The sequence below is a fragment of the Gulosibacter hominis genome (assembly GCF_904842695.1).
Lineage (GTDB): Bacteria > Actinomycetota > Actinomycetes > Actinomycetales > Microbacteriaceae > Gulosibacter > Gulosibacter hominis.
Genome location: NZ_CAJGWQ010000004.1, coordinates 135,803 through 156,863, shown reverse-complemented (window position 1 = coordinate 156,863; position 21,061 = coordinate 135,803). Strand labels below are relative to the sequence as shown.

The 21,061-nt window shown below is 62.3% G+C and carries 12 protein-coding genes, 2 tRNA genes and 1 rRNA gene; 11 read left to right on the top strand and 4 right to left on the bottom strand.

Features of this window, described 5'->3' with window-relative positions; all coding sequences use genetic code 11:
• Positions 1–95: ribosomal RNA gene (gene rrf, locus JMV54_RS04705) — 5S ribosomal RNA — on the top strand; the annotation flags it as partial.
• A gap of 164 nt (positions 96–259) precedes the next feature.
• Here the strand turns inward: rrf and JMV54_RS04700 are convergent.
• From JMV54_RS04700 to pepN, 3 genes are all read right to left on the bottom strand, one after another.
• Positions 260–688 carry a globin domain-containing protein gene (locus tag JMV54_RS04700; RefSeq protein WP_201517782.1) on the bottom strand — a complete coding sequence of 143 codons (429 nt, stop codon included), beginning with the start codon at positions 686–688 and terminating at the stop codon, positions 260–262.
• A gap of 18 nt (positions 689–706) precedes the next feature.
• Positions 707–1,669 carry a mechanosensitive ion channel family protein gene (locus tag JMV54_RS04695; protein WP_201517781.1) on the bottom strand — a complete coding sequence of 321 codons (963 nt, stop codon included), beginning with the start codon at positions 1,667–1,669 and terminating at the stop codon, positions 707–709.
• Positions 1,670–1,809: 140 nt separating this feature from the next.
• Positions 1,810–4,356: an aminopeptidase N gene (gene pepN, locus JMV54_RS04690; RefSeq protein ID WP_201517780.1), complete on the bottom strand. Its 2,547-nt coding sequence runs from the start codon at positions 4,354–4,356 to the stop codon at positions 1,810–1,812.
• Positions 4,357–4,575: 219 nt separating this feature from the next.
• Between pepN and JMV54_RS04685 the strand changes: the two genes are divergently transcribed.
• From JMV54_RS04685 to JMV54_RS04665, 5 genes are all read left to right on the top strand, one after another.
• Entirely contained in the window at positions 4,576–6,354 is a 1,779-nt protein-coding gene (locus tag JMV54_RS04685) for an ABC transporter ATP-binding protein (RefSeq protein WP_201517779.1), read from the top strand.
• Complete coding sequence (locus tag JMV54_RS04680; protein ID WP_201517778.1) at positions 6,351–8,156, top strand: ABC transporter ATP-binding protein; 1,806 nt, start codon at positions 6,351–6,353, stop codon at positions 8,154–8,156. The genes JMV54_RS04685 and JMV54_RS04680 overlap by 4 nt, the downstream gene beginning before the upstream one ends.
• 69 nt (positions 8,157–8,225) lie before the next feature.
• Entirely contained in the window at positions 8,226–8,828 is a 603-nt protein-coding gene (locus tag JMV54_RS04675) for a mycothiol-dependent nitroreductase Rv2466c family protein (RefSeq protein WP_201517777.1), read from the top strand.
• A complete protein-coding gene (locus JMV54_RS04670; protein WP_201517776.1) occupies positions 8,828–9,364 on the top strand; it encodes a ribose-5-phosphate isomerase in 537 nt (178 codons plus the stop codon). Before JMV54_RS04675 ends, JMV54_RS04670 begins: the two co-directional genes overlap by 1 nt.
• A gap of 15 nt (positions 9,365–9,379) precedes the next feature.
• The gene (locus JMV54_RS04665; RefSeq protein WP_201517775.1) at positions 9,380–10,444 is read left to right on the top strand and encodes an Fpg/Nei family DNA glycosylase; all 1,065 of its coding nucleotides are present in this window, start codon (positions 9,380–9,382) and stop codon (positions 10,442–10,444) included.
• On the opposite strand, the gene JMV54_RS04660 is transcribed toward JMV54_RS04665, so the two are convergent.
• Positions 10,441–15,684: an SCO7613 C-terminal domain-containing membrane protein gene (locus JMV54_RS04660; RefSeq protein ID WP_201517774.1), complete on the bottom strand. Its 5,244-nt coding sequence runs from the start codon at positions 15,682–15,684 to the stop codon at positions 10,441–10,443. The genes JMV54_RS04665 and JMV54_RS04660 overlap by 4 nt on opposite strands.
• Before the next feature lie 212 nt (positions 15,685–15,896).
• On the opposite strand from JMV54_RS04660, the gene JMV54_RS04655 reads away from it, so the two are divergent.
• The 5 genes from JMV54_RS04655 (at position 15,897) to tig (ending at position 20,994) form a co-directional block, all read left to right on the top strand.
• A tRNA-Gly gene (locus JMV54_RS04655) sits at positions 15,897–15,970 on the top strand.
• Positions 15,971–15,993: 23 nt separating this feature from the next.
• A tRNA-Pro gene (locus tag JMV54_RS04650) sits at positions 15,994–16,070 on the top strand.
• 319 nt (positions 16,071–16,389) lie between these two features.
• Positions 16,390–17,655 carry a quaternary amine ABC transporter ATP-binding protein gene (locus JMV54_RS04645; RefSeq protein ID WP_201517773.1) on the top strand — a complete coding sequence of 422 codons (1,266 nt, stop codon included), beginning with the start codon at positions 16,390–16,392 and terminating at the stop codon, positions 17,653–17,655.
• Entirely contained in the window at positions 17,652–19,391 is a 1,740-nt protein-coding gene (locus JMV54_RS04640) for an ABC transporter permease/substrate binding protein (protein ID WP_201517772.1), read from the top strand. Before JMV54_RS04645 ends, JMV54_RS04640 begins: the two co-directional genes overlap by 4 nt.
• Positions 19,392–19,629: 238 nt before the next feature.
• Positions 19,630–20,994 (top strand): trigger factor, encoded by a 1,365-nt coding sequence (gene tig, locus JMV54_RS04635; protein ID WP_201517771.1) that lies wholly within the window; start codon positions 19,630–19,632, stop codon positions 20,992–20,994.
• The last annotated feature ends 67 nt before the right edge of the window (positions 20,995–21,061 follow it).

Sequence of the window (21,061 nt, the reverse complement as noted above, 5' to 3'; positions counted from 1 at the left end):
GTACGCCCGGTTACATTCCGAACCCGGTAGCTAAGTGCTTTTGCGCCGATGGTACTGCAAGGGGGACTTTGTGGGAGAGTAGGTCACTGCCGAACTTTATTTTGATGGTGGGGTGCATGATCCGTTTGGGTTGTGTGCCCCACCATTTTTTTGTTTCCCAGAAACAACCCCCCCGTAGACAGCATTAAAACGGTGACAACACCGAAACGGTGACGCTGTTGGGGGTTGATCTAGGGGTTATCGCCGACAGGCCGGCGGATTATCCCGGCTGATTAATCATGGCGGTGGCCGCGCGATCAAAATAATCAAGCATCTGCGCGCGCACCATCGGGGGCCACTGCATTGAATCCACTGCGGCGGTCATGTGGCGCAGCCAACGCTCGCGTGCATCCCGATCAATCGGGAAGGGCGCGTGTCGCATCCGCAACCGCGGGTGTCCGCGCTGTGCCGAATAGGTGGTGGGACCGCCCCAATACTGTCCGAGGAACCGGCTAAGTCGCCAGATGGCGCCCTCGAGATCATCAGGGTCATACATTGGCCACATGACCTCGTCTTGCTGCACCGCCTCATAGAAGCGGCGGGCGAGCGTGTCGAATGCCGCCATGCCGCCGACCTGCTCGTAAACGGTGGGAAGGGCCGCAGCGCCCTGTTCGCCGGTGCGCAGATGGACGGGAAGCGGTTCAGTCATACGGCCAAGCCTACGCACTCACTCGGCTTCGCGCTGCTGTGCCTGACGATCATCAATTCCGCTGGCGCGCGTAAGGTTCATCCCATTGGGGCCGTTAAAAATCACCGTGTTCATGGGAGGTAGCGAAATACCCTCGGCCTTGAATGCATCCTGGATGCGGGCGCGAAGTTCACGCTCAACGCTCCAGCGTTCGCCCGGCAGCGTCTTTGCCGCGAGGCGAACAATGACAGCTTCAGCCGAGAGCGTCTGCAAACCCCAAATACTGGGTTTTTCAATGATGTGTTCGGCCCATTCGGGGTCGTTATAGAGCGCCTCGGCAGCTTCGGCCATCACTTTTTGGGCGCGGTCGCGATCAACGGTGTAGGGCACCGCAAGGTCAATGATGGCGCGGTTCCAGCCCTGGGAATTATTGCCGACGCGCTGAATTTCGCCGTTGCGGATGTACCAGAGCTGGCCCCACAGGTCGCGCACCTGGGTTACGCGCACGCCCACTGCTTCAACGATGCCGATTGCATATTCCATATCGACCTCGTCGCCGACGCCCAGCTGGTCTTCGATAACCATGAACAGGCCGTTGAGCACATCGCCAACGATTTTTTGGGCACCGAAACCGAGCCCGGCACCCACTGCCGCCGAGAGCACCGTGAGCGAAGCCAAAAACGACGGGTTAATAATCGTGACCACCCACATCACGGTGATCACGAAGATCAGCACCGCAACGATGTTTTCGAGCACCTGACCGATAGTGCGTGCGCGCTGCACGGTGCGCACCGACTCGAGTGGCGAACGCAGCGCCAGCATCTGAGTGTCGTTGACGCCACGCTTTTTTTTGACCCCGGAGACGATCTTGCCCACGGTTCGACGAATGATGATTTTCGCGAGTCGGTTGACCAGCCAGGCGCCGAGGATGACTAGCACAATGGCAATGAGGTCTGAGAATGGGCCGAGGAATTCAATAACGGAGTCAAAAAAGTTTTGCATTTGCAGCCGATCATACGAGTGCTTCCCGAGTGCTGGCAGCAAACAGCTGAGCATCACCACAACGCGGCGGCTGCACAGCTAAAAAATCGGGGCTGGACGCTGCCTTAGCGGCAGCACCCAGCCCCGATGGCTATGGCTGACTACTCGACGTCGGCAGCCTGCACGCGGAGCGCGCGCTGGGCACTGTCGAGGTCTTCGGCGATGAGGCGACGCAGCGGTGCCGGTGCATCCTCATTGTTTGCCAGCCACTCGGTAGCGAGCGCGACGACCCGCTCGGTGTCGACCAGCCCGGGGAAAAAGCCGTCGACCAGGTATTCGGCGATGTGGTACGAACGGCTCGACCAGATCTGTCGCAGTTCGGCGAAATACGTGTCGACAAACGGCGTCAGCAGCGAATGATCGCGGGTGGTCCAGAACCCTGCGGCGGCGGCACGAACGATGTCGTTCGTGGCGCCCGCAGTGGTCCACACCGAATCCCAGGCCGCACGCTTCGCTTCGGCAGTCGGGATTGCGGCACGGGCGTGCGCGGCAGAACGCTTACCATCCGAGGTGGCATCCGCGGCATACCGCGCCGCAATCTCGGGCTCACCTGCCCGACCACCGGCGACCAGCGCATACAGCAGCTGCCAGCCGAGATCGGTGTCAATGTCGAGACCCGGAAGCTTCACGCTTTCGTCGTACAGATCCGCAACAACCTGCAGCTGCTCGTCAGTGGTGGCGAACTGTGCGAACGTTTGCACAAAACCGAACTGCGCATCCGAACCGGGTTCGGCACCCTGCGCGAGTGACCAGAACGCATCCGCAACCTCGATTCGGCGCTGCTCGCGGCGCTCGGGGCGCGAATACCGGTCAACCGAGCCGAGCAGCTGCGACTGCAGCATCCGACGCGTGGTCGATTCGGTTTCGCTGCCGATATGTGCCAGCACGGTCTCGATGAACTGCTGCACCGGCACCTCGCCATCGCGGGTTGCATCCCACAGGCTGCCGAGGGTGAGGGCGCGGGCCAGCGGGTCGACAATTTCGCCCGCGTGGTCGTGCACGGTGCGCAGCGACTGCTCGTCGAGCCGGATCTTGGCGTAGGCGAAGTCGTCATCGTTGATGAGCACAAGATCGCCCCGGTGCTGGCCGACAAGCTCTGGCACCTCGGTGCGCTCGCCGTTCACATCAAGTTCGACCCGGTGGGTGCGGACGATGCCCTCGTCAGTGCGGTTGTAGACACCAACCGCGAGGCGGTGCGGGCGAATAGTGGGGTGGGCGTCGGGAGCCGACTGCAGGATGGCGAACGACGTGAACTTGCCGTCTGCATCCAGTTCAAACTCGGGGCGCAGCGTGTTCACGCCGGCGGTTTCCAGCCACAGTTTCGACCACTCGCGCAGATCGCGACCCGAAGCAGCCTCGAGCTCAACCAGCAGATCGTCGAGCACCGTGTTGCCGTATGCGTGCTTGTTGAAGTAGGAGTTCACACCGGTGAAAAACGCCTCGCGTCCCACCCAGAAAAACAGCTGCTTGAGCACCGAACCGCCCTTGGCGTAGGTGATGCCGTCAAAGTTCACCAGCACATCGTCAAGGTCACGAATTTCGGCGACGATCGGGTGCGTTGACGGCAGCTGATCTTCTCGTACCGCCCAGGTCTTTTCACTGGCGAGGAAGGTTACCCAGTCGTTTTCCCATTCGGTAGCTTCGGCGGTCGCGAGCGTCGAAATGAACTCGGCGAACGACTCGTTCAGCCACAGGTCGTTCCACCACTTCATGGTGACCAGGTTGCCGAACCACATGTGGGCCAGTTCGTGCAGGATGGTCACCACGCGCCGCTCACGGATGGCGTCGCTCACCCGCGAACGGAAAACATAGGTTTCGGTGAAGGTCACGCAGCCGATATTTTCCATCGCGCCCATGTTGTATTCGGGCACGAACAGCTGGTCGTATTTGTCGAAGGGGTAGGGGACGCCGAAGTTGCGTTCGAAATATTCGAAGCCCTGCTTTGTGGTGGTGAAAATATTGTCGGCGTCCATGTGCTCAGCGAGTGACTTACGGCAGTACACCCCCAGCGGGATGGTGCGGCCGCTTGCCGAAACAAGTTCGTCATGCCACGAGACATACGGGCCGGCGACGAGTGCCGTGATGTAGGTCGACATCTTTGGGGTCTGGCCAAAATGCCACACGGCCTTGCCATCGCCGAGCGGTTCGGGCTCGGGGGTGGGCTGGTTCGAAATCACGGCCCAGTTTTCGGGCGCCGTCACGTGGAAGGTGAACACGGCCTTGAGGTCGGGCTGCTCGAAGCAGGGGTACATGCGGCGGGCATCCGGTACCTCGAACTGCGAGTACAGGTACACCTCGCCATCGGCCGGGTCGACTGCGCGGTGCAGGCCCTCGCCGGTGTTCATGTAGCGCATATCGGCTTCGACGATGAGCTCGTTATTGGCTGCCAGATTTGGCAGCGTGATGCGCACGCCGTCGGCAACTTCTGCCGGGTCGAGGTCGACGCCGTTCAGCTTCACTGCGTGAACGGTGTCGGTGATGGCGTCAATAAAGGTGGTGGCGCCTTCGGTGCCGGTGAACTCTACGCGAGTTACGGTGCGGAAGGTTTCGGGAGAGGTCGTCAGGTCGATCGACACGTCGTAGCTGGTGGCATCGACGAGGTCACGACGTTCGACGGCTTCGGTGCGGGTGAGGTTTTCTCCGGGCACGAATACATCCTGTCGTTTCGATTTGGCGTCATTTACGCTTTTGGTCGGGCTTGAGCTTACCGCTGTCTGGGTGTGCAAAACGGTCGGTGACCTGTGAAAAAGACTGAAGCGCCACACATGTTTTCGGCACCGGCACGGCGTAGTGTTAGCCAGACTGAATGAATGATGCGTATGGGGTGAATTTTGCAACAACGACCGTTACGTCGCCTCTGGGGGCTGATGAAGCCCTATCGCCTCCGGCTCATCTTCGGTGTTGTGGTCTCGATTCTGTCGTGGGTCGCCGCGCTGGCGATGCCCCAGGTGCTGTCGTATCTGGTGAACGAGGTGTTCACCGTCAACGCCGGTGTCACAGTTGTGCTCATGGCCGCGCTCGTGGTCGTGGGGCTGGCACTTATCGAGTCGGGGCTGCTGTTTGTGCGCCGGATGTTGTCGGTCGATCCCTCGGCGCGCATCGAATACGGGATGCGGACGCGGCTATTTGGTCACCTGCAGCGGCTGCCACTCGCCTTCCACGACCGCTGGGAGTCGGGCCAGTTGCTTTCGCGGGCGATGACCGACCTCGGCGAGATTCGTCGGTTTGTTGCCTTCGGCGGCATCATGCTCATCACCGATATGTTCACGCTCACTATTGGCATGGTGCTGATGGTGCGCTCGCACTGGCTGCTCGCGGTCATCTACTTTGCCGCCGCGCTGCCGATCATGTTTTATACCGCGTGGTTCGCGGGCAAATATCGGCAGCTTTCGCGCCAGGGGCAGGATGCCAGCGGCGATTTGGCCACCAATGTTGAGCAGTCGGTGCACGGTATTCGCGTGCTCAAGGCCTTTGGCCGCGGCGACTATGCGCTCGGGCGCTATGAGCGCCACGCCGACCGGGTGCGCGCCATCGGGGTGCGCCAGACCGACCTCATTGCCAACTTTGATGCGGTGGTGCGGATGCTGCCCGAAGTCGCGCTCGGCACAGCCCTGTTGCTCGGGCTGCACCTCATCGCCAACGGCGATATGAACGTCGGTGAACTGTCGGCGTTTTTTGCCACGGCGATGATCCTCAACGGCCCGGTGACCATGATCGGTCAAATGTTTGGTGCCGCAGCATCCACCGCCTCGGCGCTGCAGCGACACTTTGAGGTGATCGACGCACCGCGCACGATCACGAGCCCCGAGCATCCCGATGAATTTGCGGCCGCATCGACGCGCGGCGAACTTGAACTGCGCGGGGTGAGTTTTGCCTACCCCGATCGGCCCGACGACACGCTGTTGCACGAGGTGCAGCTCACCGTGCGGCCGGGGGAGACCATGGCACTGGTTGGGATCACCGGCTCCGGTAAATCGACGCTGCTGCAATTGGTGCCGCGGCTGTATGACGTCACCGCGGGTGCGGTGTTGATCGACGGCCACGATGTGCGTGATCTTGACCTTGCCGAGCTGCGCGCCACCACCGCGGTGGCGTTTGAGCAGGCCACCCTGTTCTCGGGAAGTGTGCGGGAAAACGTGCTGCTGGGTGCCGACCGCGCCCTCGGGTTCGATCGGCCACTCGATGACGCCGATCGCAACACCGCCGCGGCCAACGAACTGCTCGATCTGGCACTCGAAACCGCCGATGCCGGTTTTGCCTATGAGCTTCCCAACGGTGTCGATACCCGCATCGGTGAGCAGGGGCTGTCACTTTCGGGCGGACAGCGACAGCGCATTGCGCTGGCGCGTGCGATCGCCGCAAAACCCCGGCTGCTGCTACTGGACGATCCGCTCTCGGCACTCGACACGGCAACCGAAGAACGGGTCACCGCGCGGCTGCGTGAGGTGTTGCGAGGCACCACCACGCTCGTGGTCGCGCACCGCTCATCGACGGTCGCACTCGCCGACCGGGTCGCGCTACTCGAAAACGGCCGCGTCACGGCGGTGGGCACACACAACGAACTCATGGCTACTCGACCGGAATATCGCGCCATCATGGCAGACCCGGCCGCCAGCGCCGCAGCTTCGGGAGGTGACGACGAATGACGACGCACCAGAACGAAGCCGACCACGACCTCGACCCGATTGCGGCGGGCAGCGATCGTGAAAAACGAGAGCGGATGTGGCGGCTATTGGGCGAGCTGCTGCGCCCGGCTCGTGGCGCATTTTTTACCGTGGCCGTGCTCATCATCATCTATCAGCTCGCCGTGGTCGCCGGCCCCGCAGTTATTGCGTGGGGTATTGACGTTGCGCTACCGGCCTTGCAAGCGGGCGATTCGACACCGGCCTGGACCGCGGGGATCGGCTACCTCGCCCTCGCGGTGGTGGGCTCGAGCGCCATCTTCGCGTATCTGCGCCTTTCAGCCCGCGTTGCCGAGCGGGTGCTCTACAACCTGCGGCTGCGCATCTTCCGACACAGCCAGCAGCTCGATCTCGAGTTTCATGAGAGCTATACCAGCGGCCGCGTCATCTCGCGCCAAACCAACGACACCGAGTCGCTGAGCGAACCGCTCGAGTTTGGCCTCGAAGCGATTATCGGCGCCCCGGCGCGGATGATCGTGATCGCAGTGTCGATCATCCTGATGGACTGGCTCACCGGGCTCGTGATGCTCGTGATGCTCGTGCCGGGCTATTTTTTGTCGACCTGGTTCCAGCGTCGCTCATCGGTGGAATACCGAAATATGCGCACCCACTCGGCACGGCTCACCGTGGAATTTGTCGAAACGTTCACCGGTATTCGCGCGGTGCAGGCCTATCGTCGCGAATCCGCAAACGATGCACGCTACGCCGAGCTCAGCGGTGACTACCGCACGGCACTCCTGCGTTCGATCATGGTGTTTGGTATCTACCAGCCGGCGCTCAAGCTGCTCGGCAACCTCACAATCGCGGTGGTGATCGCAGTTGGAGGTCTGCGCGTTGTTGGCGGCAACCTCGAAGTGGGCGTGCTGCTGGCACTGGTGCTGTATACCCGCTGGTTTTTTGTGCCGATCGACACGCTCGCCGGCTTCTACAACCAGATCCAGTCGGCCGCTTCGGCGCTCGAAAAAATCTCGGCCTTCCTTTCGGTAAATCCGACAGTAACCGAACCACAGAATCCGAAACCGCTTCCTGCCGGACACGGCACCATTGACCTGGATGCGGTGAGCTTCGGTTATCGAGACGGCCAGGATGTGCTGCCGCACGTTGACCTCCACATTCCGGCCGGGCAGACCGTGGCGATTGTGGGGCGCACCGGCGCCGGTAAATCGACGATCGCGAAGCTCATCGCGCGCTTTTACGACGTCTCTTCCGGCAGCATCCGAATTGATGGTGTTGATCTGCGGGAGCTGTCCGATCGGTCGCTGCGACAGGCGGTCGCGATGGTGACTCAGGAGTCGTATCTGTTTTCGGGAACGGTTGCCGACAATATTGCGATTGGTAATCCGGATGCATCCCGGGCCGAAATTGAAGCGGCAGCCGAAGCAATCGGCGCCGACACGTTCATTCGCCAACTGCCCGACGGGTACGACACCGATGTGCTCTCGCGTGGCGGCCGACTGGCAGCCGGGCAGCAGCAGCTGGTGTCGTTTGCGCGCGCGTTTCTTGCCGATCCACGCGTGCTGATTCTCGACGAGGCCACCAGCTCGCTCGACCTGCCAAGCGAGCGAGCCGTGCAGCACGGGCTCGAACAGCTGCTCGGCGACCGCACCGCGATCATCATCGCCCACCGGCTCGCAACCGTCATGAACGCCGACCGGGTGCTGGTGGTGCACGACGGTGCCGTGGTTGAAGATGGCACTCCGGCCGAACTGATCGCCGCCGGCGGGCGTTTTGCAGACCTGCATCGCGCCTGGCAAGACTCGCTGTAAGCGCAGCCTCCGCCGGGTGTGTGGCCGCCGCCGAGGGAACCCTCACGAGGGAGCGGCTACGCTGGCAGCATGACTTCGAATGCGACGATCGAGTTTTGGTTCGATCCGGTATGTCCATGGGCGTGGATGACTTCGCGCTGGATTGACGAGGTGCACCGCCTTCGTCCTGAAACGAACGTGACCTGGCGGGTGATGTCGCTCGCCATCCTCAACGAGGGTCGTAACAACACCCACGCCGAGGCACACCAGCGGATGCTGCTCACCTGCAAGGTGGCAGCCGGTGTTGATGCCGAACTCGGCAACGACCGGGTCAAGGCGCTGTACGACGCACTTGGCACGCGCATCCATGTGGGTGAGCGCCGTGACGACGAGGTGCTGGCCGAGTCGGTTGCCGAAGCACAGGTGCCGGCAGAGTTCATCGAACGCGCCAAGTCTGGCGAATTTGACGAACTGCTGCAGGCCTCACACCGGTCGGGAATCGATCTCGTGGGCGAAGACGTCGGTACGCCAATCATCGCGGTCGACGGCGTTGCCTTTTTTGGCCCCGTCATCTCGCCGGCACCCAAGGGCGATATGGCATTGCAACTGTTCGATGGCGTTGTGGCCGCAGCCGGCTACGACGGCTTTTTCGAACTCAAGCGCTCGCGGACGCGTGGTCCGCAGTTCGACTGATGCGTATCCACGTCGCGACCGACCACGCCGGGCTCGAATTTTCGCGACAGCTTCAGGAACACCTGCGTGCGGCGGGCCACGAGGTCATCGACCACGGGCCGCAGGAATACGACCCCGTTGACGACTATCCGTCGTTCTGCATCGATGCGGCGCAGGCCGTCGCAAACGACTGGGCTGCCGGCGAGTTTTCGCTCGGTGTGGTGTTCGGCGGTTCGGGGAATGGCGAACAGATCGCCGCAAACAAGGTGGCCGGCGTTCGGGCTGCGCTCGTGTGGAGCGAAGCCACGGCCCAGCTTGCCCGCGAACACAACAACGCCAATGTCATTTCGATCGGCGCCCGGCAACACAAGCTTGAAGAAGCGATCGGCTTTATCGACACCTTCATCGGCGAGCCTTTCCCCGGAGATGAACGGCATGTGCGTCGCATCGGGCAGCTGCGCGAATACGAACGCACCGGATCGATCGCCGGGAAAACCACGGTGGCGGCGACCCAAAGCGACGTTCCCGCGGTGCTCGACGCTGCTCCCGAAGCCTAGGCGCGAAGGAGCATCGTGCCTGAGGGCCATTCCGTACACCGCATTGCCAATCAAATCCGCGCCACTTTTGGTGGCCGGCGTATCACCGCATCAAGTCCGCAGGGGCGCTTTGCTGACGGTGCCGCCCGCATTAACGGCTCTGTGCTCACCGATTGTTTTGCGGTGGGTAAGCAGATGTTTGCCGCGTTCGATAACGGACTGTGGCTGCGGGTGCACCTCGGCATCTATGGCGCCTGGGATTTTTGGGGTGAGGTCACCGCGGTCGACTACTCGGCCGGTGTACCGTCAGTGACACTGCCCGGCGCCGAGCCGGCAGCTGATTCGGCGCCGCTCGTGGAACGCGCCGGAGACAGCGGTCGGATCGGTCAGACCGGCGAATATGCGGCAGCGAACCGGATGCACACGGTCGCGCAGATCGTGGACGCCGACGGCGAAGATTCGGCACTGTCGATTGGCGCGCCGCGGCGGCGTCGGATGGCCGAGCACGATACCGAGCTGGCCACCAGCGATCAGTGGCCGCCAGAGATCGTCGGCACGGTGCGGTTACGGATGCTGACCGACCGCTCTTGCGCGGATTTGCGTGGGCCGACCGTCTGCGAACTGCTCGATGATGCCGGCGTGGAGCGCGTGCTCGATCGGCTCGGGCCAGACCCGCTCGTTGGCGATCCCGCCGCCGGTGAAGAGCGATTCGTGAAAAATGCTGCGCGGCGCCGGGTGCCAATCGGACAGTTGCTCATGGACCAAGCGGTGGTTGCGGGCATCGGCAATATTTATCGAGCCGAAATCCTTTTCCGTGCCGGAATCGACCCGCATCTACCGGGTAATGAGGTGCCAGAATCCAAGCTGCGCGAGATGTGGCGTGACTGGACTCGGCTACTGCCCGACGGTGTGCGAGTGGGGCGCATGATGACAATTGATGGGCTCACGGGCGAGCAGTGGGAACTTGCGCTCGCGGATGTGGCGCACCGGCACTGGGTGTACGGCCGGGCCGGCGAACCCTGCCGTCGCTGCGGCGCAAATGTGCAGGTGGAACTCATGCAGGGGCGCAAGCTCTACTGGTGTCCTGGTTGTCAGCACTAACGCAGCGCTGACACCGATGCGAACAGCGCTCGTGCCTGTCGGCGGCGCGCCTCATAGGTAGCGGCAACAAAAATCAACGCTGCGCCCACGATCGCCAACCAAACCCACCAGGGCACCACCAGCTCTGGGAAGGCGCGGCGGGTGGCGAGCATCGCGTGCGCGAGACCGGTGATGGTGCCGAGCACGATCGGTGCCTGCAGCCGTCTCATCGCACCGAACACCAGCGCGCCCGCGATGAGCAATGACATGAGAATCACTCGCCACGGCTGCGTGTCGAGGTGTTCGAATACATATCCCGCTCCGAGCAGTACTGCCAGCCCGGGCCCGAGTGTCAGCCAGCTGCGAGCAGTGGCGGTGTTTGCGAGCACGATAATTCCGGCCGTGAGTGCGGCCGTGGATATCGGAATAGTGACCGCTTCGGGCGGCTCTATCGCACTGCCTCCCATGATCGTCACGATTGCGATGCCCACTCCGACAGCGGTCATGGCAGTGGTGCGGGCAGTCGAATGAGGCTTGATTGCCAACGCAATGATGGGGATGGCGGCGAGTGCGCTCAGCGGCACCATGAGTGCGTACTGGGTGCCAATATCGGTGATACCTGCCTCTATGTAGGCAAGCGACGGCAGCAGTTGAGCACTGAACGCTGCGGCCGTGGCGAGCCACATCTGTTTAGTGATGAAACTCGTCGCCACAAGCAGGGCGAGGCTCGGGAGCAGCAGTAGCAGCATCGTTGGGATGCCCTCCGGCTCGGACTGCACCACCGCTGCCAGCTCGCTAATTGCTGCCGCAGTGATGGCGCCGAGACTAAAAGCCTGCAGCAGCCCGGCCCGCAACGAGGCGGCGACAGTGCTATCCCCGTGCGTGTGTCGAGCGGTGAGTGCAGCCATCAGGGCAGCCATGAGGGCAGCCATGAGCGCCATCGCGGTAGCCACTGCCACCACGACGATGGGGCGTGCGGCAACACCATTGAGGGGGAGGAGCATCACCATGACTGACACGGGTGCGAGCAGGGCATAAGCCTGTGCCTCCCAGCGTGCCCTGGCGCGGGCGGCACTGACCGCGGCGAACGCCAGGAACAATCCCAGCGGCAGCGCACTCAGCTCGACCCAGGGCAGCGGCGCATTGAGACGCATCCCCATCGCCGCAACCGTCGCGACACCGGCCAGCGCAATTCGTACCGGATTCACCAGTTGCTGCATCATCGGCAATGGCCACAGCGACAACACCAGGAGCCCCAGCGCGGCAGCAATGAACAAACCGGCGCTTGGAGCCATGGGCTGCGTGAGCTGTGGCATAGCCGCCGCGGCACCGGGAATTGCCGCGGCGAGGGCCGCGGTGAGGCGAGCCGGTAGCGGTGACGGCTCGGCACCCCGGTAGCGACGACGGATAGTGAGCACTGCGACCAACGCAATGGTGGTGGCGGTGATGAGGGGCCACCAGGCGCCGAACAGCGGCACGCTGAACTGGACGGTGCCCAGCCAGATTGCCGGTGGCGCCACTGCCGCCACAAAGTGATGACCGCGGCGAAGTGCCGCCAGGCTCAGCGCCGCAATGCTCGCGTCGAGTAGTGCGGCGGTGACGTTAGTGAAGGTCAAGCTGGTGGCGGCTTCGAAACCACGTCCATCCAGCGCAAAGAACGAAAGCCCGACCAGCACCAGCACACTCGCGGCAACCAAAAAATGCGGGAGCGCGGGGGAGTGCGGCAGCTTTGACAGTGACAGTTGCTCGGTCGGTGGTTTCGGGCTGATGAGCAGCGCCAGCACCGCTCCGACAGCAGCGGCGAGTAGCGGCAGCGCAAATCCAGCATCGGCGGCTACCCATGCACTGCCAACCGGTAGCAAGAGCACCAGCAACGCGACCGTAAATGCGGCAGCACTGACTCCTCGGTGGGCGGCCGGACGATTACGCTGTGCATCGCGGAGCATCAGCCATGCGAACAGCCAGGCGAGCAGGCAAATAACCCCCAGCTCGATCAGCAGTGCCGCAACAGGCATCGAATCAATTGTTCTGGACTCGTGGAACCGGTTGTGAAACAAGACGAAGCTGGCCGCGGTGAGCACCGGCCCGGTGCACACTGCCACGGATTGCAGGGGAGCAAGTTGCGGGGGCCAGCTTGCAATTGCTGCCAGGAACAGGATCGCGACGAGCAGCCCCAGCGTTGCGAGCTCGACTGTGGTGAGCGCCCACGTTCCGGTCGGTGTCAAACGGAGCGAAACCTGCCACACAGCGAGCACCCCGAGCGCCAGCCACGCGGCAGCCCAGGAACGGTCCGGTGAAGGCCGACGCACTACGAGTAGCGCTGCCGCGACACCGAACGCCAGCGCGCCCGGTAGGGCCGTCACCAACGGGATATCGACCATGGTGTGCAGCAGTGAACCGATGCCACCGGCAATAAACGTGGGCACGAGCCACATCACTATCTCTGCCGCGGGAGACACCCGAATTGGATGGTGTAGGAAGAGCGCAATTCCCGCTGTCGCGACAATTGCGAGGATGGTACTCGCGGCGGTTTCTGGTTGTTCACGAAGCGTGCTGTCACCAAGTATCACGGTGAGTGTCGTCACGGTCTGCCCCAGCACCACGAGTGCCGCAGCACCAAGTTTCGCCTGGGCTGGTGCTTTGCGGGCGGCCAGCAGCGAGCCAGCGGCGAGTACGCCGCCCAGGCTAAACGCGGTGATCAAATGCGATGCGTTGCTGAAGTCAAATACCAGCCGTAGCGTTCCGTCGACACTGAGCGCCACGGCGAGCGCGGCGAGCGGGATCGCAAGCATTCGCGCGAGCTGTGTGGGCATCGCCTGCCAGTTCGGCGTAAGGGTGAGCAGCAGCAGTTGTGCCACCAGCAGTGCGATGAGCACGCCCATGGTGGGGAACTGCTCAAATGGCTGCACAGCTGCGGTGGTGGGCATACCGAGCGTTGTTGCCGCCTGGGAGATGTGTCCGCTATTGATCCGTTCGGGGCTGAAAAACCAGCTCGCCAAAACCGTGAACCCAGCGCTCAAACATGCCAGTGCGGCGAGGGCAAAACTGGCCACCCGAGTGGGATAGTGCCGTTCGGGCAGCAGCAAGAGTGCCGCCGGGACACCACACACCGCAGCCAATACGGTTACTGGCCACAGCTGTTGCGTGCTCAACGAGGCGATTCCGGCATGGATCACCAGCGGGATGAAGAGCGCTCCATAAGCTGCGGGCATCACGCCGGCTGTTTGTGTGCCAAGCAGCGGCACGGTGCGTACGAGCACCACCGCTACTACGGCCGCCACTACGAACAGCGGCACAGCTGTCACTGGCGCGAGCAGCAGCGCGCCACCAGCAGCGATGATCCAGGCAAATTCAGTGACGCAGCGCAGCGGTGCGCTACTGGCAGCCGGTAGTCGGAGCGCGATGATCACGCCGGCGACCGTCATAACTCCGAAAGCAGATAGCGCAACGCTCGCTGGCACCGCCAAAAACGCAAGCGCGAAAAAGACGAGAGCAGCGCACGAGAATACGACACCTGTCAGCTGCCGGATACCCATGCCGGCGAGCGCGCGCATCGGCGGGGCTGAAGCTGGGCGTGGGTCAGCGCTGTTGCCGGTCACCTCACTGGTGTCTCCGCCGGCAGGCGATGCCAGTGCAGCCACGGGGCGACGTTGGAGGAGCGCGGCAATAACCAGCGCTACCGCTGCGGAAGAAGTCGCAAACGCGAGCAATCCGAGATCAAACGCCCCGTAATCAACGGTTGAGGTGCCAAGGTAGCGCTCGGCGGTGTGCACCGGTGACAGGTAGTGCGACCGGTTGACCACCCATCCAAAATGAACCACCACCGTGCATCCAGCCGCGATTGCCGAGACCGTCGCGCCGACCGTAACGGGACGATTGAGCTGGCCGCAGCCGCGCAACAACCACCAATAACCGGCGACCGCAATCAGTACTCCGCCGCACCACCACGGCAGCCCGGAACCCGTGCCGGTAATTGCCACTTGGGCGGTCAATACGAAGACGCCGGCGGCCACCACCGAACTCACCGCGGCAATAACGCGGTACACGGGGCTGATACCCCAGCGCAGCGCCACCAAAAACCAGGTGGCGAGTAAGACGCCGGCGGCGACGATGCGGTAGCCGGCAGCGGTTTGCGCCATTATGGCGGCTGAGAACAGGAATGCCATCAGTGAAACTGCGGCCAGTGTGGCCATTGCCTGCACGAGGTGCTGTTCGGTGAGCAGCGGTTTGCCGCCCCGTCGAAAAGCGTGCGCGACTGCGAAAGCGGATGCCGCGGCGAGCGAAAGCGGGATAACGAGCGCGGCAGGATCCCAGACAAACTGGTTGCTTAGCCCTAGCATGAGCAGGCTCAGCGCCGGCACAATGCTGCAGGCGCTCGCGACGGTGGCTGCGCGTAGCCGGGTGATGTGTCCCCACGCCCACCAGCCAGCAGCCAACAGCGTGAGACCAAGCCCCCAGATAAGCGCCGAATGAAGCGATGTTGCCGCGAGTAGCCCAAGTGCATCCAGTGCCCAAACGTCAAGCACGCACAAGACCACCGCAAGCACCGCAATGGCTTCTGCGGTGCGACCGAGCCTGGTGCGTTGCAGCACCGACGAGCCAACCGCGCTGAGCACCGTGAGCCCGCCAATGATTGCCGCCTTCGTGGCCAGATTGAACACAACGAACGCAACCGTGAGGAAGACCGCTGCGGCAATCGCTACGAATGACACCCCGACGGTGAGCAGCATCGCCTGCGGCGAAAGCTGTCGCCGCGGGCGGGATACCGCGGCGGGATGCAGTTCTGCTCCCGATGGTGCGGACGGTACTGTCGGTGCCGGTGCTGGCGGGATGAACGCTGGGGTTTCCGGCAGTGGTGGTGGGGGCGTGGATGCTTGCGCCGCTGGTGCTGGCGCTTGCGCTGGAACTGGAGCAGGGACGGGTGCTGCAGTCTCAGGCACTGTCGGTGCCGTCAACGCGGCGCGGGCGCGTTCTTGTTTGGCAATTGATTCGATGCGCAGCTGCCGCAGTTGTGACTCGCGCTGGTCGAGCATCTTGGCCGCATCCACTCCGAGCTGAAACACCTCGGCGAGTCGCGGGTCGGTTAGATCGAGTTGGCAGCGCCAGCAGCTGTGGGGGTCGGTGGTGCCGGCCTGAGGATCCGCGCTATCGGACAGGGTGGCACACAGCGGGCAGCGGCCGGTGTCGCGCAGCGATGCGCTATCGCGTGCGATTTCGATCTGGTCGTTGGGGCCGTATGGCTCTGTGGGTGTTCCGCTCATCCGTCGCCTTTGTTCGCCACTGTCCCGTGCCCGATCTGGTGCTCGGGTTTGGGCACATGGTTTTTGAGTTGCTCTGAGCTAAGCGGAATGTCAACGTTTTTGCCCGAGATATCCACAACCTCAACCCTGCGGTCGAGCGAATTTCATTCGCGGGCCGAATCGCGCGGTGAAAAAGTTTCGGGTAGACTTGCGCAGTGCCGCTCGGCGGCCGTGGGGATGTAGCTCAATGGTAGAGCCCCAGTCTTCCAAACTGGTTACGCGGGTTCGATTCCCGTCATCCCCTCCAGATCGCGCCGCAGGCGCGGTCTCCGGGACTTAGCTCAGCTTGGTAGAGCGCTCGCTTTGGGAGCGAGAAGTCGCAGGTTCAAATCCTGTAGTCCCGACCATCTGGTGCGCGCCTGTGCGCGAGTTCGTTGCGCAATCGATTGCTTGCTTTGACGAGCGGCTGTCTCATCGTGCGGAGGGCTGCATTTTCGCCATTTGTTAGGGTAGGTCGGTACCCAAATATATGACGAGCGTTCATTTGCTCGGATCGGGTATGTGATTCGCCGCCCGCACAGTGTGATTTTGCGAAGTGTGGCGATTCAGCGGCAGGCCACAATCCTGGCTGTAACCGCGAAGCAAGAGATGCTGATCCGGCATCCCTCGCGTGCGAACTGCGTGCGTGTGAACGACTGTCTCAATCGAGAAGGAGTGTCCGTGCCCATGCCAGCAATCGAGGTCGAACATCTATACAAGGTGTTCGGCAAGAACCCCCGTGAGGCGGTCGAACGCCTCAAAACGGGAGTGGCGAGCCGAGATGACCTCGCCCCTGCCGCCACCGCGGCCGTAATAGACGCCACCTTCCACGTGGAGCCCGGGGAGATTTTCGTCGTCATGGGCCTTTCAGGCTCGGGAAAATCAACCCTCATCCGGATGCTCAACGGCTTGCTCGACTCAACTTCCGGATCGATTAAGATCGCCGGCACCGAAGTTGTCGGTGCTAGCGCGCAGCAGCTGCGCCAGGTGCGCCGCGAACACGTCTCGATGGTGTTCCAGCACTTTGCGCTTTTCCCGCACCGCACCGTCGTCGAGAATGTTGCCTTCGGGCTCGAAGTGCAGGGTGTGGAACGCGAAGAACGACTTTCGCGCGCACGCGAGGTGCTCGATACCGTCGGCCTCAGCAAGTGGGCGGATTCGTATCCGAGCGACCTGTCGGGCGGGATGCAGCAGCGTGTGGGAATTGCCCGGGCGCTGTGCGCTGAAACCGACATCCTGCTCATGGACGAGGCATTCAGCGCGCTCGACCCACTGATTCGCCGCGAGATGCAGGAAGAACTTGTCGAACTGCAGCAGCAGCTGGGCAAGACCATCGTGTTTATTACCCACGACCTCAACGAAGCCATGTTCCTCGGGTCGCGAATCGCCGTGATGCGTGACGGTCGGATCGTACAGATCGGCACCCCCGAGGAGATCCTTACCGATCCTGCCAATAGCTATGTCGAACAGTTTGTGCAGGATGTTGACCGCACCCGCGTGCTCACCGCATCCTCAGTCATGCAGCCGGCACGCGCAGTCGTGCCGATGAACGCCGGCCTCGCCGGGGTCGAAAAACTGATGCGTGAGCTACAGGTGGGCGGGGTCTTCGTAACCCAGGGCAGCAAACTCGTCGGCGCGGTCACCGACGTGATGCTCGGGCGTGCTCGCCGCCACGGTAAGACCGACATTGCGCAGGTGATCGACCGCGAAATTCCCCGCGTGCAGCCCGACAGTCTACTGAGCGATCTATTTGACCCCGCCGTCGACACCTCGATGCCGCTGCCGGTGGTTGACGAATCTGGTCGCATTCTCGGTGTGGTGCCGCGTGTGGCCCTGCTGAGCTCGATGTCGACCAACACATCCCCGATCGACCTGCCGCAGATTTCGGAGCACGACCCGCAGCTGCCCTCGGCAGTTGCTGACACTGAGACACTGGAGGAGGACAACCGATGAATCTCGAATTTCAATTGCCCTTCGGCCAGTGGGTTGAGGTCGCAATCGACTGGATCGTGACGACCTTTGCCGGGTTTTTCGCCGTGCTGCAGGTCGCGCTGCAATCGTGTAACGACTTCCTTTACAACGCGCTCGCGTTCCCGCCCAACTGGGTGTTGATCATCCTCATCATGGCCCTGGCCTGGGCGATGCGAGGCTGGCGGCTGGCGCTCGGTGCGCTCATTGGCTTGAGCTTCATCATCGCGGTGGGGCAGTGGGATAACTCGCTGCGTACCCTGGCGCTCGTGCTCGTTGCCAGTGCGATGGCGCTGCTCATTGCCATTCCGCTGGGAATCTGGGCGGGCCGTTCCGACCGCGCTTCGCGGGTGCTGCGCCCCATCCTTGACTTTTTCCAGACCATGCCCGCCATGGTGTATCTGATTCCCGCGCTGATTTTGTTTGGTGTGGGCGTTGTGCCGGGCATCTTCGCAACGGTGCTATTTGCGCTCCCGCCGGGGGTGCGCATGACCGAACTCGGTATTCGCGGCGTTGACAGCGAGATGGTGGAGGCTGGTCGTGCTTTTGGTTCGACGCCGGGCCGAATTCTGCGACAGATCCAGTTGCCGCTGGCGATGCCATCGATTATGGCCGGTGTGAACCAGGTCATCATGCTCTCGCTGTCGATGGTCGTGATCGCCGGTATGGTCGGCGCTTCGGGTCTCGGCCAGGAAGTGACCACTTCACTGGGGCAGGCAGACATCGCCCTCGGCTTTGAGGCCGGGATGTCGGTGGTGGTGCTTGCCATGCTGCTCGACCGCATCACCGGGTCGATCGGTAAGCGCAAGCTCAACCCCACCTGGGTGAAAATCACCGCCATCGTGGTTGTGATTGCGATGATCGTGGCCAATGTGCTCACCGGTTCAGGTATTACGAGCAACAAGCACGAAAACGGTGATGACCGTGTTGTCACCATCGGTGTCTTTAACGGCTGGCCTGAGAGCGTCGTCACCAGTGAGCTGCTCAAGTATGTGCTCGAGGAGCAGGGCTACACGGTCAACCTGGAGTACGGCGATCCGGCACCGGTGTTTACCGGTCTGCAGAACGGCACCTACGATCTAACCACCAACGTGTGGCTGCCCATTACGCACGAGAGCTACATGGATGAGTACGGTCAAGAACTGGTTGATCTTGGCAGCTGGTACGACGAGGCCCGGCTTACCTTTGCGGTAAACGCGGATGCACCGATCGATTCGCTTGACCAGCTTGCCGCCAACGCCGACAAGTTTGGCAACCGCATCGTTGGTATCGAACCGGGCGCGGGACTCACGAAAATTACGCAGGAAGAACTCATCCCCGGCTATGGCCTGGAAGGGATGGATTACGTGCTGTCATCGACCCCGGGAATGCTGACCGAGCTGCGTACCGCGCAGAGCAAGGGTGAGAACATCGTGGTCACGCTTTGGGCGCCGCACTGGGCCTATAGCGAGTTCGATATCAAAAACCTTGAAGATCCGCAGGGTCTGCTCGGCGGGAACGAAAGCATCCATATTTTCGGTAGCTCCGACTTCGAGCAGCGCTATCCGACACTTTCGGAATGGCTGGGAGATTTCGAGATGGCGGAAGAGCCGTTTAGCGACCTGGCGAACATCATCTTCAATGAGAACGCAAACGCTGATCCGGCGCCGCTGGTTGCCGACTGGGTCGAGGAAAACCGTGAATGGGTTGACGGCCTCGATCTAGCGCGACTGCAGCCATAATCCGGCGGTATTCGATATGGGCGGGCGGCCACCAGCTTTCGCTGGCTGGCCGTCCGCCCATTTGTGCCCGGATGCAGGCCGGCTGCTGAAACTACCAACAATAATTAGGGTGTGACACAGTTCGGCGCGTATCATTGAGGGTTGTCTGTGCGAACTCGCCCGAAACCGCGCGGTTTGCACGTGTGCGACAGTCGAAGACCGCAGTGCGCGGACCAAAGATTTAGTAGGAGACCCACTCGTGAAGACCTCGGTCGAGAAGATCACCCCGACCCACGCGAAGCTCACGCTGAGCATCTCGCCGGAAGAACTCAAGCCCTATATCGACCAGGCGTACAAGTCGATCGCCAAGCAGGTGCAGGTGCCCGGTTTCCGTAAGGGCAACGTGCCGAACCAGCTCATCGACGCCCGTGTCGGTCGCCCGGTGGTGCTCGAGCAGGCCATCTCGGATGCCCTCGACCGCTTCTACCAGGATGCGCTGGCCGAGCAGGAGCTGCTGCCGCTGGGTCGTCCCGAAGCAGACGTGAAACAAACTCCCGAGGTTGCTGACTTCTCGGGTGACCTGGTTGTCGAAATTGAGGTAGACATCCGCCCCGAAATTGAGATCGCCGACTGGAAGGGTCTCAAGCTCGAGGTCGACGCTGCCGAGGTCACCGACGAGGACGTTGACGCCGAGGTTGACGAGCTGCGCGCTCGTTTCGGCACCCTCAAGGTTGTCGAGCGCCCGATCGAAAACGGCGACTTTGCCGTGATCGACCTCGTGGCACGCATCGACGGTGAAGTGATCGACGAAGCCAAGGGCCTGTCGCACGAGGTCGGTTCGGGTGAACTGCTCGACGGCACCGATGAGGCGCTGCTCACGCTCACCGCCGGCGAAGAGACCACTTTTGAGTCGACGCTGCTCGGTGGCGAGAAGGCTGGCGAAAAGGCTGAGATCACCATCACCGTCGAGTCGGTGAAAGAACGGGAACTGCCCGAGCTTGATGACGAGTTTGCGCAGCTCGCGAGTGAGTTCGACACCGTCGATGAGATGAAGGCCGACCTGCGTGAGCAGGCCGCCAAGAAGAAGGCTTTTGGCCAGCTCGAGCAGGCCCGTGTGGCCGCTATCGACGCGCTGCTTGAAGCCAACGAGGTGCCGGTTCCCGAGCAGCTTGTTGAAGACGAAGTCAAGCGCCACCTCGAGCAGGAGGGCAAGAGCATCGACGACGAGCACGGCGAAGAGGTTCGTGCCGAGGCAAACCGTTCGTTCAAGCAGCAGGTGCTGCTCGACGAGATCATCAAGGCCGAGCAGGTCGAGGTCGAGCAGGAAGAGTTCACCCAGTACCTGTTCCAGCAGTCGAGCCAGTACGGTATCGCGCCGCAGGAGTTCGTGCAGATCATGCAGCAAAACAACCAGATTCCGCAGCTGGTCGGCGAAGTGGCGCGCTCGAAGGCCGTGCTCTACGTGCTTGAGGATGCTGAAATCGTCGACTCGAACGGCAACTCGGTTGACCTGAGCGAGTTCACCGCTGCCGTGCGCGACGGCCGTAACAAGCGCGACGCCGCTGAGGCAGACGGTGCTGAAGCAGAGGGCGCCGAAGACGCTGCCGAGACCGAAGAGAAGTAGTTCGGCTCGCAACGGGGGCGGGAATGCATTTATGCATTCCCGCCCTTTTTGTTGCGCTGTTGGGGGA